The organism is Streptomyces sp. NBC_00400 (assembly GCF_036048035.1).
In the GTDB taxonomy this organism is placed as follows: domain Bacteria; phylum Actinomycetota; class Actinomycetes; order Streptomycetales; family Streptomycetaceae; genus Streptomyces.
In genome coordinates, this window is sequence record NZ_CP107940.1 from 48580 (window position 1) to 63178 (window position 14599).

16 protein-coding genes and 1 pseudogene are annotated in these 14599 nt (G+C 68.2%); 8 read left to right on the forward strand and 9 right to left on the reverse strand.

Going from position 1 to position 14599, the window contains the following annotated elements; all coding sequences use genetic code 11:
* Positions 1-9: 9 nt before the first annotated feature.
* The gene (locus OHS81_RS00210) at positions 10-294 is read right to left on the reverse strand and encodes an antibiotic biosynthesis monooxygenase (RefSeq protein WP_328381267.1); all 285 of its coding nucleotides are present in this window, start codon (positions 292-294) and stop codon (positions 10-12) included.
* A 135-nt stretch (positions 295-429) separates the two neighbouring features.
* Here OHS81_RS00210 and OHS81_RS00215 point away from each other — a divergent pair, with 135 nt between their 5' ends.
* On the forward strand, positions 430-1002 hold the full coding sequence (locus OHS81_RS00215) for a TetR/AcrR family transcriptional regulator (RefSeq protein ID WP_328381268.1): 573 nt from the start codon (positions 430-432) through the stop codon (positions 1000-1002).
* A 226-nt stretch (positions 1003-1228) separates the two neighbouring features.
* On the opposite strand, the gene OHS81_RS00220 is transcribed toward OHS81_RS00215, so the two are convergent.
* Positions 1229-2047: a glutamate racemase gene (locus tag OHS81_RS00220; protein WP_328390808.1), complete on the reverse strand. Its 819-nt coding sequence runs from the start codon at positions 2045-2047 to the stop codon at positions 1229-1231.
* A gap of 376 nt (positions 2048-2423) precedes the next feature.
* Complete coding sequence (locus tag OHS81_RS00225) at positions 2424-2627, reverse strand: hypothetical protein (RefSeq protein WP_328381270.1); 204 nt, start codon at positions 2625-2627, stop codon at positions 2424-2426.
* A gap of 344 nt (positions 2628-2971) precedes the next feature.
* Between OHS81_RS00225 and OHS81_RS00230 the strand changes: the two genes are divergently transcribed.
* Positions 2972-3133 (forward strand): hypothetical protein, encoded by a 162-nt coding sequence (locus tag OHS81_RS00230; RefSeq protein ID WP_164993132.1) that lies wholly within the window; start codon positions 2972-2974, stop codon positions 3131-3133.
* 123 nt (positions 3134-3256) lie between these two features.
* On the opposite strand, the gene OHS81_RS00235 is transcribed toward OHS81_RS00230, so the two are convergent.
* A complete protein-coding gene (locus OHS81_RS00235) occupies positions 3257-3652 on the reverse strand; it encodes a peptidase inhibitor family I36 protein (RefSeq protein WP_328381273.1) in 396 nt (131 codons plus the stop codon).
* Positions 3653-4630: 978 nt separating this feature from the next.
* On the opposite strand from OHS81_RS00235, the gene OHS81_RS00240 reads away from it, so the two are divergent.
* Positions 4631-5917, forward strand: a complete 1287-nt coding sequence (locus OHS81_RS00240; RefSeq protein ID WP_328381275.1) for an MFS transporter — start codon at positions 4631-4633, stop codon at positions 5915-5917.
* 117 nt (positions 5918-6034) lie between these two features.
* Here OHS81_RS00240 and OHS81_RS00245 read toward each other — a convergent pair whose 3' ends face one another.
* Positions 6035-6862 (reverse strand): APH(3'') family aminoglycoside O-phosphotransferase, encoded by an 828-nt coding sequence (locus OHS81_RS00245; protein WP_328381277.1) that lies wholly within the window; start codon positions 6860-6862, stop codon positions 6035-6037.
* 143 nt (positions 6863-7005) lie between these two features.
* On the opposite strand from OHS81_RS00245, the gene OHS81_RS00250 reads away from it, so the two are divergent.
* The 3 genes from OHS81_RS00250 to OHS81_RS00260 all read left to right on the forward strand — a co-directional run bounded on the left by OHS81_RS00250 (position 7006) and on the right by OHS81_RS00260 (position 8831).
* A complete protein-coding gene (locus OHS81_RS00250; RefSeq protein WP_328381279.1) occupies positions 7006-7248 on the forward strand; it encodes a hypothetical protein in 243 nt (80 codons plus the stop codon).
* Positions 7249-7301: 53 nt separating this feature from the next.
* Positions 7302-8099: a hypothetical protein gene (locus OHS81_RS00255; RefSeq protein ID WP_328381281.1), complete on the forward strand. Its 798-nt coding sequence runs from the start codon at positions 7302-7304 to the stop codon at positions 8097-8099.
* 459 nt (positions 8100-8558) lie between these two features.
* On the forward strand, positions 8559-8831 hold the full coding sequence (locus OHS81_RS00260) for a hypothetical protein (protein WP_328381282.1): 273 nt from the start codon (positions 8559-8561) through the stop codon (positions 8829-8831).
* Positions 8832-9513: 682 nt separating this feature from the next.
* Here OHS81_RS00260 and melC2 read toward each other — a convergent pair.
* Positions 9514-10332, reverse strand: coding sequence for a tyrosinase MelC2 (melC2, locus tag OHS81_RS00265; RefSeq protein ID WP_328381285.1), 819 nt, complete (start codon positions 10330-10332; stop codon positions 9514-9516).
* Positions 10333-10371: 39 nt separating this feature from the next.
* A complete protein-coding gene (melC1, locus tag OHS81_RS00270) occupies positions 10372-10863 on the reverse strand; it encodes an apotyrosinase chaperone MelC1 (protein ID WP_328381287.1) in 492 nt (163 codons plus the stop codon).
* A gap of 637 nt (positions 10864-11500) precedes the next feature.
* On the opposite strand from melC1, the gene OHS81_RS00275 reads away from it, so the two are divergent.
* Positions 11501-12019, forward strand: coding sequence for a DUF1203 domain-containing protein (locus OHS81_RS00275; RefSeq protein WP_328381289.1), 519 nt, complete (start codon positions 11501-11503; stop codon positions 12017-12019).
* Between the two features lie 72 nt (positions 12020-12091).
* Positions 12092-12209: pseudogene (locus tag OHS81_RS37280) on the forward strand (IS982 family transposase); the annotation flags it as partial.
* Between the two features lie 47 nt (positions 12210-12256).
* Here the strand turns inward: OHS81_RS37280 and OHS81_RS00280 are convergent.
* Both OHS81_RS00280 and OHS81_RS00285 read right to left on the reverse strand, forming a co-directional pair.
* On the reverse strand, positions 12257-12571 hold the full coding sequence (locus OHS81_RS00280) for a GNAT family N-acetyltransferase (RefSeq protein ID WP_328381291.1): 315 nt from the start codon (positions 12569-12571) through the stop codon (positions 12257-12259).
* Entirely contained in the window at positions 12568-14442 is a 1875-nt protein-coding gene (locus OHS81_RS00285) for an amidase family protein (protein ID WP_443058628.1), read from the reverse strand. The genes OHS81_RS00280 and OHS81_RS00285 overlap by 4 nt, the downstream gene beginning before the upstream one ends.
* Positions 14443-14599: the final 157 nt, after the last annotated feature.

The window sequence follows — 14599 nt, forward strand, 5'->3', positions numbered from 1 at the left end:
CACCGCGGCCTACCGCGGGCGGAGGGTGAGGACCTGCCGAGGGAGCCGTTCACGCTCGTCGTAGGCGAAGTCCACACCTGCTTCGCCAGCGGCGGCGAACGACGCCCTGAGAGCCTCGTCGGATGCGAACCGGGCCGTGGAGACGACGGCGTCCTCGTCAGCCGTGACCCAGCATGCGGCGGACAGGCAGCCCGGCGTCGTCCGCAGTACGTCGACGGCCTGGTTCACACGCGCGATGAAGTCGTCGAAATGCGTGGGGTGCGGGTAATGAATGCCGACGAAACCGACTGTCATCCCGCCACCTCCTTTCGTCGGCACGGGGCGTTGCCGCCCGGTGACTTCCCCCTGCACCGTGAAATATACGGTGCCGTATGCTTCAAGAGCAGGTCACCGCGAAACGCTGTCAACACCACACGCGATACTGAGGACATGCCTGCCGTCACCCGCACACCACGCAACAGCTGGATCGAACAGGGCCTGTCGGCGCTGGCCGCCGGCGGCCCGGACGCCGTCCGGATCGAAAGCCTCGCCCGGGCGCTCGGCGTCACCAAGGGCGGGTTCTACGGGCACTTCGCACATCGCGATGCGCTGCTGGAAGCGATGCTCGACACGTGGGAACGCGAGAGCGTCGACGAGGTCCGCGACCGCGTCGAGCGCGAAGGCGGTGATGCACGGGCGAAAATCCAGCACGCGGGACGGCTCGCCTTCTCCAGCGACCGTCTGCTGCCGATCGACCTCGCCATCCGCGACTGGGCACGACGCGACGAAGCGGTGGCCGAGCGCCTGCGCCGTGTCGACAACCGACGCATGGACTACGCGCGTGAGCTGTTCGCCGGCATCTGCTCGGACCCGCAGGAGGCCGAGGCCCGCAGCCTCCTCGCCTTCTGCCTGGCGGTCGGCAACCACTTCCTCGCCTCCCACCACGGCAACCGGACCCGCGCCGACGTCCTCTCCGACGCCGCCGACCTCGTACTCAAACGCCCGCACGACCACGGCCCCTGAGGGACTTCCGCGCCCGGCCGGCCACTGGGCGGCGCGGAGCTTCCCTCCCCGGTGGAGTCAGCAAGGAGACGGCAATGAGACTGAGGAGCCGGGCGGCCCGGACGCCGCCCGGCTGCGGTGCGGTGCGGTGCAGTGCAGTGCGGTGTCCCGGATCGTCAGTGCGGTACGGCGCAGTGTCCCGGATCGTCGGTACGGGAATGCGGAGCATCACCGCGAGCAAGGCTGCTCACGGACGGCCGCCCGGCGACGGGAGCAGCCGGTCTCGACCGCGGCGGCCCGCCTGCAGCAGTCGACCTTCACCGTACGCCCATGCCGCCGACGGAAGTTCCTCCTCGCGCCCGCTGAGAATCACGGTCAGGGTGCCCTCGCCAGGAATCCCAGGAGTGGGCTGCGCACCGATCCGGCGCAGCGCCTGGGCGGCGACCGCGTCGGCCGTACCGTACAGAGCGAGCGGCGGCCGGTCCGGGCGCTGCACGGCCGCGCGAATGCTTTCGGCGATGAGCTCGTAGTGGGTACAGCCCAGGACGACTGCCCCAGCCTCATCCGGGGTGCGCTCCGCGGCGGCGGCGACCGCACGTCCGATGGCCACTTCGTCCGCGCACTCGACGGCGTCGGCGAGCCCGGGGCATGGCACCTCGGTGACACTCACATCGGCCGCGAACTCCTCGATGAGACCCCGCTGGTAGGGGCTGCCTGTGGTCGCGGGGGTGGCCCAGACGGCGATCGGCCCGCCACTCGCGGCGGCCGGTTTGACCGCTGGAACGGTCCCGATGACGGGCAGATCCGGCTCCAGACGGGCACGCAGGGCGGGTAGGGCGTGCACGGAAGCGGTATTGCAGGCGACGATCAGCACATCGGGGCGATGTGCGGCAGCCGCTTCGGCGACGATAAGAGCCCGGGCCGTGAGCTCCTGCGAGGAGCGCGGCCCCCAGGGCATGCCGTCGGGATCGGAGGACAGGACGAGATCGGCGTCGGGCCGCAGGCGGCGTACCGCGGCGGCTGCCGCCAGCAGTCCGATCCCCGCGTCCATGAGCGCGATCTTCACCCTGCCCTCGCGCAGCGGCGTCGGCACGACTGCCGGGTATGCCGGGTCTATCGGGTCTATCAGGTCTGTCGGGTACGCCTCGTGACAGCGCTCAGGTTCGCGCTCGCGCCGATCCCTGTAGTCCTGCTCCACGCCAGTTCGCCTCTCGTGTACCTGTTGCTCCATGCCACTGGCGGAGAGTTTGTACCGTCATGGGTCTCCACGGCATGACCAATCTCGGGAGAGTGGTACGGGTTCGGCGGGTGGGGGCGGTTCGCCCGCACCGTAGCCGCCGACGGACGGCGGCTACGGCTACGGCTCAACTGGCCACCACCAAGAAGCAGTTGAGACCATGAAGATTTCCGGTCAGGCCATTCGCCGGGCCAGGTCGGCGATGTCAGTCGACCGGCTCATGCGGAACGGGCTGGTCGGAGCGGACGCCCGGGGCCTTCGGGACGCCGGTCCGCCCGGTGCCGGCCTGATCGGTGTCGGGAACCGTCTCGTCAGGCCCCTCACCTTCGCTCTGCGAAAGTTCGGGGTCCCACGGATCAGGCACTTCACTGGCGGCATCAGCCTGATGGCTCGGCAGGTCGTGGGGCACTGGAGTGCCCTCTTCGCTGGACGTGTCACGACGGGACATCCGTTAACGCGCCTCCTCTATGGCTGTGCGGTGTGGAGGGTCGTGGGTGATGGGTGGAAGGTAGTGGGTGGTGCGCTGTGTGGTGTCCTGAGCCGGTACCCGGGCTCCGCTACGCCATGCTCGACGCGCGATGAGACACAGACCACCCCGCCCACACATGCCGACCCGGCATGCCGGCCCCGCGCGCCAGGCAACCGATCACCGAGTGGGGTGGCATCGATCCTCGGCACGACCAGCCGGTGCGTTCGTATGTTCTGGCCCGCCCAGGCCTACCCCCTGCCGTGGCGAGTGCGCCACGATGAGGCATGCCCGATCCGCACTGCTCGAACTGCTGCCCCGTCACCCCGCCCAAGCCCGAGGCACCTGTCCCGTGGCCGGTCGGGGCGCTGCTGTGGCTCGCCGTCATCGGCGGGGCCGGGGCGGGCCTGTACGTACTCGTCATGTGGATGGCGTCGCACCTGTTCTAAGTGATCGTCGGCGTGCCACAGGCGCTGGTTCACGACCACTACCGACAGGCATGCATGCACGCCGGGCATAGCAGGCACGTCTCCCCCGCGCGTCACACCGAGCCCTCCACCCGATGGCGCCGATCAGTCGCCGAAGTCCTGCCCCACCGTGAGGGCTCTCTCGGCGTAGGAGAGAGACGGCAGCTGGGCTCCCGGGGCGATTTTCCCGAGCGTGGCGTACTGGTAGCAGGGGAAACGGACGCAGATCGCCCGCCGGGCCGGTCCGTAACGAAGAGTGAAGTGTGTCCCGTTGACGAATGACCGTGCCGAAGTCGGAAGCTTCACACCATCGGTGCCTGCCTTCTCGATATTCGAGGCCGGAATAACGGTGACGTCGCCCGAGAGGCCAGGCCCGCTGTAGGAGCAGAGGCTTTCCTCCGGGCAGCTCGGTGCTGCCTGTGCCGGGGTCGTGAAGCCGACGGCACCGAGCACAAGGGCGGCGGCGAAGCTTGCAAAGGCTTTTTCACGCTTGCGGAACAATGACCTACTCCGAATCCTTAGGGTGATGGAATGGGTACTGCGTGAACGGCCGTGAACGGCGTGTCCGGGCCGACCGGTAGCTACTTCATCTGACAGTGACGGGCTCCTGCTCCCTCCTCGCGGGAAATACAGCGTCCGGTGTGGAGAGACCGCGATACCGCGATACCGCGATACCTAGATGCCCAATTTACCGAACGCCGGACACTTTTCCATGAGCCCTGGGCACGTATTGAACTCATGGGTGTGATTGCGCCTCGGCTCACCCTCGCGCAATGACCTTGTCGGGTGGTGAATTTTTGTTCGGTTGCGCGCGTCATGCGCGCTTTCCTTTGTGGCGACCTCACTCCTTCCGGGGGGGGTGCCGCCTTCCCGCTCCCCCTCTCCCCCTTGCGCCCCCGTCCGACGATGACTGAATCGCCTCGCCGGACAAACGCGGCAGGGCCGCGCCACCGGGCCGTTCACGGACGCCGACACGGACACGAACGCGGATGCCACGCGCGACAACCCGCTGCTCTCCCGGCGCTCCTGCTGCGCCGCGCGGTCCCTTGGCAAGCTCAAGCAGTTCAGCGCGGCCGCCACCCGATACGACGAGCGAAGGTACGTCTACCCCGGCGCTGTCACTGCCGCCGCTCTCCTCATCCGGCTCTCATCCGGCTCCGCTCGTGACAGGCGTCCACCAGGGGGAAGCACCACTAGCCATAACCGGGCACGCCGTGCCCAGATTCCCGATTTCGCTGTGACATTCCCCCAACACCAGGTGACTTCTCATCAGGGCTCTCACCTGGGCATACTCCACGCTTGCCGCTCCCCGAACGTGCCTGTGGCGTGGGTTGTTGGGAAGCAGCGACCGTGATCGCTCAGCCCTCTCCACATTCGGCTCGCCCCTCCCGATCCTCGCAACGGAGCCATGTGGCACACCGCCTTCACATGCAATCCCTGATCTCGGCACGGCACGATCAATAGGCATTGGAGTACCGGATGAATCAAGCCCCCACCGCATCAATCGACATCACCCCCGGGAAAAACGGCGACGCAAACCGGTCATGGCCAGTACGGCGAGGACTGCTACTGGAGTCCGGCCCTCAGCGAGGGCTGGCCCTCGCCGGCTTCGTCAACCAGCTCGGCACAGCAGCCTTCCTGGCGACCGTGCCGCTGTACGCCCTGCGGGTGATCCACCTGTCCATCGGGCAGGTCGGGCTCGGCCTCAGTGTCGCGGGGGTGGTGGGTCTGATCGCCGGTATCCCGGTAGGGCATCTCGCCGACCGCCGCGGCCCGAAAGGCATCTTTCTGATCACTCTGTTGATCCAGGCCGTTTCCATGACGTCGTTGCTGTTCGCCCACTCGTTATGGCCGTTCGTCCTGGCTGTGGCCGTGACAGACCTCGCCGGCTCGTCCGGCGGGGCGGCACGTGGCCCGATGATCCGCCGCTTCGGCGGTGACGAGGTACCGAAGTTCCGCTCCTACCTGAGATCGGTTGCCATGCTCGCCGGCACGTTCGGCGCCCTGGCGGCCGGTGCGGTGCTGCAGATCGGCAGCGACCTCGCCTACCGTGCCGTCATCTTCGCCAATGCGCTGACATTCCTCGGCAGTGCCGCCGTCCTGGTCAAGCTGCCGAAGCTCCACCCCCTGCCGTCCCCGCGAGAGGAGGGCCGATGGGTCGCGCTCAAGGACAAGCCGTACGTGGCTTTCGTCGTGCTCGACGGCATCATGTGGATCCAGAGCGAGGTGCTGTCGTTCGCCCTGCCGCTGTGGGTGGTCCTGCACACGGACGCACCGCGCTGGTTCGTCGGTCTGGCGATCGCCCTCAACACCGTGATGGTGGTGTTCCTGCAGATTCGGACCAGTCACGGGGTCAAGGACAGCATGGTCGCCGGCCGGGCCACCCGCCGCGCTGGGCTGGCATTCCTGATCGGCATGGCGGTCATTGCCACAGCCTCCGGAGCATCCGGTTGGGTCGCCGTGACGATCATGCTGGTCGGCGTCGCCATTCATACGGTGGGCTCGCTGTGGCATGCGGCCGGATCGCTGGAGCTGCGGTTCCGGCTGGCTCCCGCACACGCCCAGGGCCAGTACTCCGGAGTGTTCGGCATGGGCATGGGCCTGTGCTACGTGGTCGCACCGAGCCTGCTGGGCCTGCTCTGCGTGACCTGGGGAGCGCTCGGCTGGCTTGTGATGGGCGGTGTGTTCGTCGCGGCCGGTCTCGCCATGCCGTACGTGATCCAGTGGGCGGGCCGCAGCCGGGAGCTAGCGGACGTCACTGCCTGAGCTACGGTCCGGGGCTGCTACTCGTCGATTCGATCGGCCACGCCGCGCACTGACGTCGGCTCCCGCACATCATGTTCGAGCGGGAGCAGGTATGACTCCCGATCGAGGAGACAGGTACTAACCCCAGGTGAGCGGGTCGAGATGGAGGTAGAAGCGCAGGCGGTCGTGGTCGAGGGTGATGCCGTACCTCTCGGCGAACGCCAGGTCCGCGGCCCGCGCCTGCTCCTCGTTCGGCCAGGTTTCCCGCGCGTTGGCGAGCAGCAGCGCAAGGTCTGCGTAACGGTCGGCAAGCCCGAGGCGGCCCAGGTCGATGAATCCGGACACGTCCAGGGTCTGCGGGTCGAGGATGATGTTGGGCAGGCACAGGTCGCCGTGGCAGACGACCGTGTCGGCGGCCTCCTGGCCCCGTCGCCGCACGACCTGCGGGACGAGTCGGGCCAGCAGTTCCGCGGCCGGCGTGTGCTGCTGCTCGACGGGGAGGAACTCCGGGTTCACCGCCTCGCGGGTCACGACGTCGCGCGCCACGGCGACCATGGCGTCCAGCCCCCGGCGGAACGGGCACTCCCCCACGGGCACCTCGTGCAGCCGAAGGACGGCGTCCGCGATGCGTTCCCAGGCGACTCGCAGGTCCGCGGCGGACACTTGGTCGGCGGGTACGCCGGGGACGGCACTGGTCACCAGGCAGGCACCTGCGCTACCGGAGTGCCAGTCGAGCACCCGGGGTCCCGGTACGCCCTGGTCACCCAGCCACGCGACCCGGTCGCGCTCGGTCTTCAGGCCCACGGCGTCCACGGCATGCACGCACTTGGCGTACCGCGCAGCGTCCGCACTGCGAAAGACAACGGCTCCCGACTCGCCCGCGGTGACGGGCAACCAGTCGCCGTCACCGCCACCCGCGCCGAGCGGCACCGGTGACACGATCCGAGGTCCGGGATGCTCGCTCATAGCGGCCACTCTAGCCAGCCGGCCGGCCCGGCACCGAGCAGGTTCTTGACTGGTGGCGGAGCTGGTATGCCTCGCACTGCGATGATGACACCAGTGCTACCCACGCCTGCGGGGGACACGGAAGAGGCCCCTAGAAAGCGCCGATGGGCCATTCCTTCGGTGCCGGCATCGCCTTGTCCAGCGGCTCTCCCCGGATCGACCGGCTCATCCTGGTTTCCCCTGGCGGGCTGACCAAGCTGAGACTGCCCCCCGGTGTGCCGGCTGCCTCGGCCGCCTGGTTCCTCCGCCCCGCGCCGACGCACAGCACCCGGCTCCTGCGCGCCATGCTCGCGCCCGGCCGGCGGCCCCGCGAGGCGGCATGGGCGTATGAGTCCATCCTGAAGTGACGTGCCGTGCTCGATACGGGAGTTCAGAAGTGCAGGAGTTCAGAGGTGCAAGGGTGTCGATGAAGGGTCTCGCGGCTCCGCGCGAAGCAACCGGTTTTGTGTTCGTCAGCGGCACGTCTCGTGACTGCCTGAAGGCAGCGACTGCTGGTACGCGGGTGACGCTGCCAACGTTCACGCCACCGTGGATCGTGGTCGAACACTCACTGGAGCGGGTCCCGGTCACCCGATGGCCTGGGCGACTTTTCCGGGCCCGGGTGGTGCCCCCGGTGACGGATGAGGAGCGTGCCGCGATGGCACGAGCCGCGGGAGGCCTGTCGTCCGGCGCCGGCTTCACCCGCGCCATCGCTGTCGACCTGCTGGCGGAGCTCTCCCCGTCGGTCCTCTTCGGCCCTCACGGCGACAACGTGATCCGTGTCCTTGAAGCCGGGCTCGCCCTGGATGAGGAAGGCGCGCGGAAACTTGCCTCCGCCCGCCACCCCGAAGCCGCTGAGGAGTACCACAAGGCGTGGGATCGGTGGCTCGTGGACCAGCCGGAAGGCGAGCACTACCGGAACCAGGATCACGCATCGACCTTGTCGATCCCCGGGGCCGGGCCTTCGCGGTCACCCATCGGACACGGATTCTCGCTGATCTGGTGGGTGGTCACGAAGAGTGCCCAACACCGGGGAAGAGCGAGATCCTTCACTCTTGATGAGGACGGGGATCCAGCTCTCGCAGATCCCTGGGAATCAGCCCTGAGCGCTCTGCTCGATACCGCGATGGCCTGCGGTGCGCCGCACTTGTCGGACAGCGAGGCAGCCACCGTACTGAGTACTGCCTGGCACGCAGTGTTCGGCCCGGAAGACGTCTAAGGGGAGCTCACGGGATTGCTGGCGGTACCACGTCCCGCTTCCGCTGCCTGTCGCCTCGTTGGACAAGCCCGGGAGAAGGGTCGGCCTCGCCGCGGCGGCTGATGACGGATGACGGACGACCTGCGGGGTCGAGTCGAACCGCTCGTGTCGGTTCGCACTCGATCGCCCCTTCCCCCTTCCCCCTCCCCTTCAACCCGGCTGAACGGGTGCCCCAGCGGACGATCAGCGCCCGACGGAACATCATTGGATGTATTACCCATCTCTCGTTTGAGGCGTTTCAGGGGAGAGGTGTAACCTTCATATAAGAGGCACATAAGCGGCAAATCTGACTCGCCTGGGCAACCGCCGGGAGGCGGATCACCCAGGGGAAGCTCCCGAACCTCTGATTCCCGCCTGTGGCGAGGACTCACCATCGGGTGGCGGGCCGCCAAATCCCTAGCAATAAGAAGGTGTGGACCTATGTCCACCAATCGATTGACACGAGCCATCGCGCTGACCGCAGGAGGGCTCCTGCTGGCCGGCGGCGCAGCGGTCGCCACTGCCGGGACAGCTGCCGCCGAACCGACACATGCGCCGTTCAGCTACTCCAGCCACGACGGCGGCGGCCATAACTGGGGCGACCAGTACGGCCACGGCTATGGCTACGGCTACGACTATGGCGACTACTACGGCTACGGGGGCTACTACGGCTACGGCTTCAGCCCCGGTGTCATCGTCGTCTACTACGGCTAACGGCGGCCGCTGATGACCGTCGCCGCCTGACGGTCAGGCCTGCAACCCACCTGGTGCCCGGGATACCCCGTCCCGGGCATCCGTCATTCCGTCATTCCACCAGGGCGGAGCTCCGCCGGAGCTGCGCCACTGCCGTGCGTCCTGGACGGCTACGAACACGTTCGGTGCACGAGTCGGCACAGCTGGTTCTTCGTCGGCACAGCTGGTTCTTCAGCGCAGCGAGTCTGCTGCGGAGCGCGCCCCGCCGGCTGGAGGCCGTTGAAGGTGGCTGACCTGGCTGTATCGGGCCGCCGCGGACGCGACGCAGATTTGGCCGCTGAGGACGCGACGCAGATTGAATGCTCCGTTCACGGCCGGACCGCCCGGCGGCTCATGCATGACGAGAGGGGAGTATGGCGAGCGCGGGACACCGCGATCACCGCCGTCACCATCGCCCTTCCGCTTGCCCAGAGCACGGCGGGCACGGCCCCGCGCCGTAGCGCGCGAGGCCGTGCCCGCAGGTGGGTCACACGATCGGACGCGAGGTCGCAGATCGCGGGCGCCTCCGGGGACTTGGCATCCCTGACCCGGGCGCCGGGTCGAGCACCGAGCCAGGCACCGAGTCGGGCGCCGGGCCGGGCGCTGAGTCGGGCGCCGGGCCGGGCGGCTTCAGGGCGCGGAGACCATTTCTGTCATGGACCTGTCATACATAAGTGTAGAACTTGGTGTGATCCAGCAAGTCGGCCGGAGTGACGTCGTTCCACGGTTTCATCGTGTCGTGGAGGTCGACGACGTCGGGTGTGTTGCCGGTCGGCAGATACCCCGACTTGGGATGCAGCCGCTGCCAGTCGGCCCACAGCTTGTCGATGAAACAGTGGTGCAGCCAGAAGACGGGGTCGTTGGGCGAGGCACCGGTGGTCATCTGCCCACCGACCCAGACGTGCACGCGGTTGTGCAGATTCGGGCCGCGCCAGCCCTCGATGTTGTTGCGGAAGCCCTCGGAGGAGCTGTTCCAGGGGGCGGCGTCGTAGGTGGGTATGGCGAGTACGCGGTCCACCTCGGCCCGGGTCGGCAGTTCACGGACCCCGGTGCCGAGCGAGCGACGTAGGAACGTCCGGCCGTCAACGCGTATGTTCATCGGCCACTTGCCATTGCCGAAGGCGAACGGCCCCGAAGGCACCCGGCCGTCACCGCTCCGCCCGTCGCCGCCGAGGAAGTCGTCAGCCCACAGGGAGCTGCGGGGTGTGCGGTCAACGGTCCAGTCCCAGTAGGGCAGGGTGACCGACGGGGTGACGCTCTGCAGGGCTTCTTCGAACTGCAGCAGGAACCTGCGGTGCCAGGGGAGGAATGACGGGGACCGGTGGCCGGTCCGTTCTCCGTCGTCGGTGTCGCCGATGATGAAGGCGTTGTGGGTGCTGATGAACTCGTCATAGCGGCCGCTGCTCTTGAGCTCCAGCACCGCGTCGACGAAGTTCCGCTTTTCGGTGGCGGTGAGGTCCGCCTGATTCTTCCGGACTGCCATGTCGAGGACTCCTCGGTGGGGGACGGTCAGGGGCAGGCGTCAGCCGGTGACGACCGGGACCAGATCCGCGCCCTGCAGCTCACGAACGGCGGCGCGCGCCAGGGCGCGTGGCGTGGTGAACGTCTCGTAGTGGTTCACCAGGCTGATCCAGGTGCCGTCCGCGTTTCGCATCACATGGAGGTCGTCGTTGTCGATGCGGACGACGAAGTCCATGTCCATGCCGTCGTGGGGCCCGGCAGGGGCATCCGTACGGCTTCCGTTGCTCCCATGGCTTCCGCGCTCCGGGGCTTGCTCGTCTGCCGGCCAGCCCTCGATGTGTCGGCCCTGGTACATCTCGTTGAAGGGCTCAGGCATTTCATGCCCCCCGGGGTGTCCGTTGCTCCCGGGGTTTCCGTCACCCGCCGAGTGTCCGTGGCCGTCGGCGGGGCGAGCGACGGCGGTGTCGGCAAGGGCTACCGGTGCGGCGAGCGCCGCTCCGGCAAGGGCCGCGGCGCTGCCGTGCAGCACCTGGCGTCGGGTGGGACGCGACATGTTCCACTCCTCTGTTCTGTTCGTCTCGGCTCCTCCTCTTTAGCTGGTGTAACTGGGCAGCAGAGGAGGGCTTTGGCCGGCGTGCCGAAGGTCGGCCCGCCGCCGCCACATGCTGGCAGGGACGAACGGATCATCAAGCGGCGCCGTCGGATCAGGCAACGAACGAGACAACACCTGGGGGAAGGTGCAGAGTTCAACGGCGGTGATCGTGCTCACGCCCCGGCGCACTGGCGCTCGGAACCGGAAATTCCGCGTTACGGAGCGCTGTCAGCCGCAGATCCTTTCCTCGCGCGGCCGAAACCGTGAGACGTCACACGGCCGGAACTCGGCGCGAATGCACGGTCCTTGGGGTGGGCGGTGTTTGGGGCTTGCGCTTTCGCATCGGGGGAGATCGGTGTGTGGAGTGTGAAGGGCCCGCGTCTGGGTCTGGGCCGGGTCAGGGCCCGGGTGTGGTCACATAGCCGACTGAACGCGCGGACCGGGGTCAACTAGATGATCGATTCGAAGGGGTCGGCGATCGTAGGCGGCCTGCGTTCAGCCGGTGTGACGTTTCCGGTCGGTCTCCTGCGTGGGCGCGCACCAATGCGACGTCCGTTTCCTGCCAGCAAACACACGTGCGTCGGGCCAGCATGGGCACATGACCAAGTACACCGTGCTCCCCGTTGACACAGCCGTCCTCAAGGAATTGCGGGTTGCCGATGACGCGGGCCGTCCCTGCGCCCCGTACGTCGCGACCCGCGACGACGTGGGCTCCCCGCTGCGCTGCTGCCTGCGCCCCATCACACTCGGCGAGCGGATTGCCCTTGTTTCCTACGCCCCGTTGCGTCGTTGGGCCGCCGCGAAGGGTGCAGATCCGGGCGCGTACGACGAACAGGGTCCCGTCTTCATCCACGCCGATGACTGCGGTGGGTTCACCCCCGGCGAGAACTATCCCTTCGCTCGGCCGGGCGCCCTGCGTACCGTGCGCCGCTACGATGCCCGGGGCCATATCGCAGGTGGCCGCCTTCTGGAGATTCCGGCCGACGCCACGGCTGGCTTCGATGCAGCCTTCGACGATGCGTTCAACGACCCGGACGTGGTGCTCGTGCACATCAGGGCACTGGAATACGGATGCTTCCACTTCGAGGTGCGACGACTCTCCGCTGAGGAGCAGTAGCCGCCGAGCTACCTGAATGATCGATTGCAAGGGATCGGCTGCCCGCAGGACGAGGGAGCCCCAAGTTCGGTTGTGACGCCAGACTTGGGCTCTCGCGCCACCGCACTCGACGTGGAGACTGACGACCTGCTGAAGGACTCACCACATCTCGCTCCGTGGCGGCCAGCCATCGGGATCGCTCCACGCCCTCGTACGGCCCAGGGGACCACAAGGCCCGGCACGCGGTCGGGTGCGGCATCAACGCGTGGTTGTGACGTACTGGTCCGACGACAACTCGTACACCCGTACTCGCCGACCGCAAGTGGGATTGACGGTCTCCCGGACCGGATGCATCCCCAGTTTGGTCATGATCCGTTCGGAGGCGTCGTTGCCCACTTGAGTGATGCTGACGATCCGCTCCAGCCCTCGCTCTTCGAATCCGAACCGTACAGCGGCCGCAGCGGCCTCGGTGGCCAAGCCCTGCCCCCAGTGGGAACGTCCCAGCCGCCAGCCGACCTCAACCGCCGGCAGTACCTCCGGCAAGAAGTCGGGCACCGAAAGGCCGGTCGTCACCCGGCCCTTCGCCGGGAGGCGTCGGGGCCCACCGACTGCAGGTAGCCCGGTGCCCGCCAGGCGTCCAGTCGGTGCTGCACCGCGGCGCCCAACGACAGGAGCTCGGCATCCTGATGGTCACCGGCCATCAGGAGCAGGCCGACGGGCAGCTTGTTCACGAACCCGGCGGGCACCGACAACGACGGGTACCCGGCGACGGCGGCGGGGGTCGAGGACGGGATCACATCGTTGTCGCCGCGGGCACAGTCGGTCGTCCAGGCGGGCGGGTTCGTCGGCGCGGCGATGGCGTCCAGATGATGGACGCTCAGGGTCTCGTCCATGGAACGCCGGGAGAGGTCCTTCAACTCGGCGCGCTTGGCGCGGTACGCGGGGTCGGTGGTGGGAGGCGCGGCGAGGGATCGCTCGAACAGCTCCTGACCGGCGAAGCAGGTCCGCTCTTCCGGGTGGGTCCGGTGGAAATCGATCAGTGCGGCGAGGTTCCGAGGGCCGTGGCGAGTGGCAAGGTAGGCGTCGATGTCCCGGTGGAACTCGCTGTACAACGCCGGGAATTCGAGTTCGGCAAGACGCTTCTGATACGGAGGTGTCACCTCCACGACCTCGGCTCCCGCGGTGCGCAGTTTCTCTGCCGTGCGGGTCATCACGGCGTTCACCTCCGGCCCGAGCGAAGGCAGCCGCCACAGGCCGATCCGCTTGCCGCGCAGACTGCCGTGGTGCGTCAGCTCGCCGAGGAGGCCCGAAGAGCCGAGGGAGCTGGTGGAGCTGGTGGAGCTGGTGGAGCTGGTGGAGCTGGTGGAGCTGGTGGAGCTGGTGGAGCTGGTGGAGCTGGTGGAGCCGAGAGTGCCGGAGCGACCGCTGGGAAGCAAGGTGCCACCAGCAGGATGCGAAGCGCCACCAGGAAGCGAGGTCCCGCCAGGGTGCGAGGCGTCACCACCGCTGAGGACGGAAAGGGTGAGCGCGGCATCGGTCACATTGCGGGCCATGGGCCCCGCGGTGTCCTGTTCGGCGGAGATCGGCACCACGCCGGCCTGGCTGACCAGTCCGCGGCTGGGTTTGTGGCCGACCACCCCGTTCATCCCGGCCGGGCACACGAGGGAACCGTCCGTCTCGGTACCGATCGCCACCTGCGACAACGAAGCGGCGAGCGCGGCAGCCGAACCGGAGGACGACCCGCACGGATTCCGGTCCCATGCATACGGGTTACGCGTCTGTCCGCCCACCGCCGACCAACCCGATGTCGGCTTCGCCGCCCGGAAGTTCGCCCACTCGGACAGATTGGTCTTGCCGAGGATCACCGCCCCCGCGTCCCGCAGCCGGGTCACCAGCGGGGCATCGGTGTCCGGCGGGATCCCGGCCAGCGCCGACGACCCGGCCGTGGTCGGCATGTCGCGGGTGTTCACGTTGTCCTTGAGCAGAACGGGGATGCCATCCAGTGGGCCGCGGGTGTCGCCGTGCCGGTGCCTGGCATCGCTGGCGGCCGCCTGGCGCAGGGCCGTCGGGTCGGTGCGCAGCACCGCGTGGATCTTGGGGTTGATGGCCTTGATCCGGCGCAGGTAGGCGGTGGTCAGCGCCGACGGGGTGAGCGAACCGTGCGCCATGCGGTCCTGCAACTCCGGGATCGTCACCGTGTCGAGATCGACTCCCGGAATCGGGGGCGCGTCGGCCGAAGGCGGCGAACCGCCGACGCCGGCGTCGGCGTCGGCGTCGGCGTCGGCTTCATCGGCTACTGCGCGCGCATTCGGCGCGCCCGCCGAACCCGTCGGACCTGCCAAAGCCGTCGGACTCGTCATCCGCGTCGGACTCGTCAGCCCCGTCAAAAGAGACCCCGTCGCCAGGGCGGCAGCCAGTGCGGCAACAACGCTTCTCTTCCCCATGAGAGTTAGCGCACTACATCCCGGCGTCCGGCACAAGGGTGTGCCCCAGCGTGCCCGCGCGCCGTGCCGCCGTGCCGCCGTGCCGCACCGCCCCACCACCGTCCCCCCGCAGCTGCCCGCGCCAGACCCGCTACCCGTGCGCCCTTCCCCTCTCTCT

Bases quoted from the DNA above. Each gene is read 5' to 3' on its own strand.
- OHS81_RS00210 (WP_328381267.1), bottom strand. From the start codon at position 294: ATGACAGTCGGTTTCGTCGGCATTCATTACCCGCACCCCACGCATTTC.
- OHS81_RS00285 (WP_443058628.1), bottom strand. From the start codon at position 14,442: ATGGGGAAGAGAAGCGTTGTTGCCGCACTGGCTGCCGCCCTGGCGACG.
- OHS81_RS00230 (WP_164993132.1), top strand. From the start codon at position 2,972: ATGCCCGATCCGCACTGCTCGAACTGCTGCCCCGTCACCCCGCCCAAG.
- OHS81_RS00275 (WP_328381289.1), top strand. From the start codon at position 11,501: ATGACCAAGTACACCGTGCTCCCCGTTGACACAGCCGTCCTCAAGGAA.
- OHS81_RS00215 (WP_328381268.1), top strand. From the start codon at position 430: ATGCCTGCCGTCACCCGCACACCACGCAACAGCTGGATCGAACAGGGC.
- OHS81_RS00260 (WP_328381282.1), top strand. From the start codon at position 8,559: ATGTCCACCAATCGATTGACACGAGCCATCGCGCTGACCGCAGGAGGG.
- melC2 (WP_328381285.1), bottom strand. From the start codon at position 10,332: ATGGCAGTCCGGAAGAATCAGGCGGACCTCACCGCCACCGAAAAGCGG.
- melC1 (WP_328381287.1), bottom strand. From the start codon at position 10,863: ATGTCGCGTCCCACCCGACGCCAGGTGCTGCACGGCAGCGCCGCGGCC.
- OHS81_RS00250 (WP_328381279.1), top strand. From the start codon at position 7,006: ATGGGCCATTCCTTCGGTGCCGGCATCGCCTTGTCCAGCGGCTCTCCC.
- OHS81_RS00240 (WP_328381275.1), top strand. From the start codon at position 4,631: ATGAATCAAGCCCCCACCGCATCAATCGACATCACCCCCGGGAAAAAC.
- OHS81_RS00245 (WP_328381277.1), bottom strand. From the start codon at position 6,862: ATGAGCGAGCATCCCGGACCTCGGATCGTGTCACCGGTGCCGCTCGGC.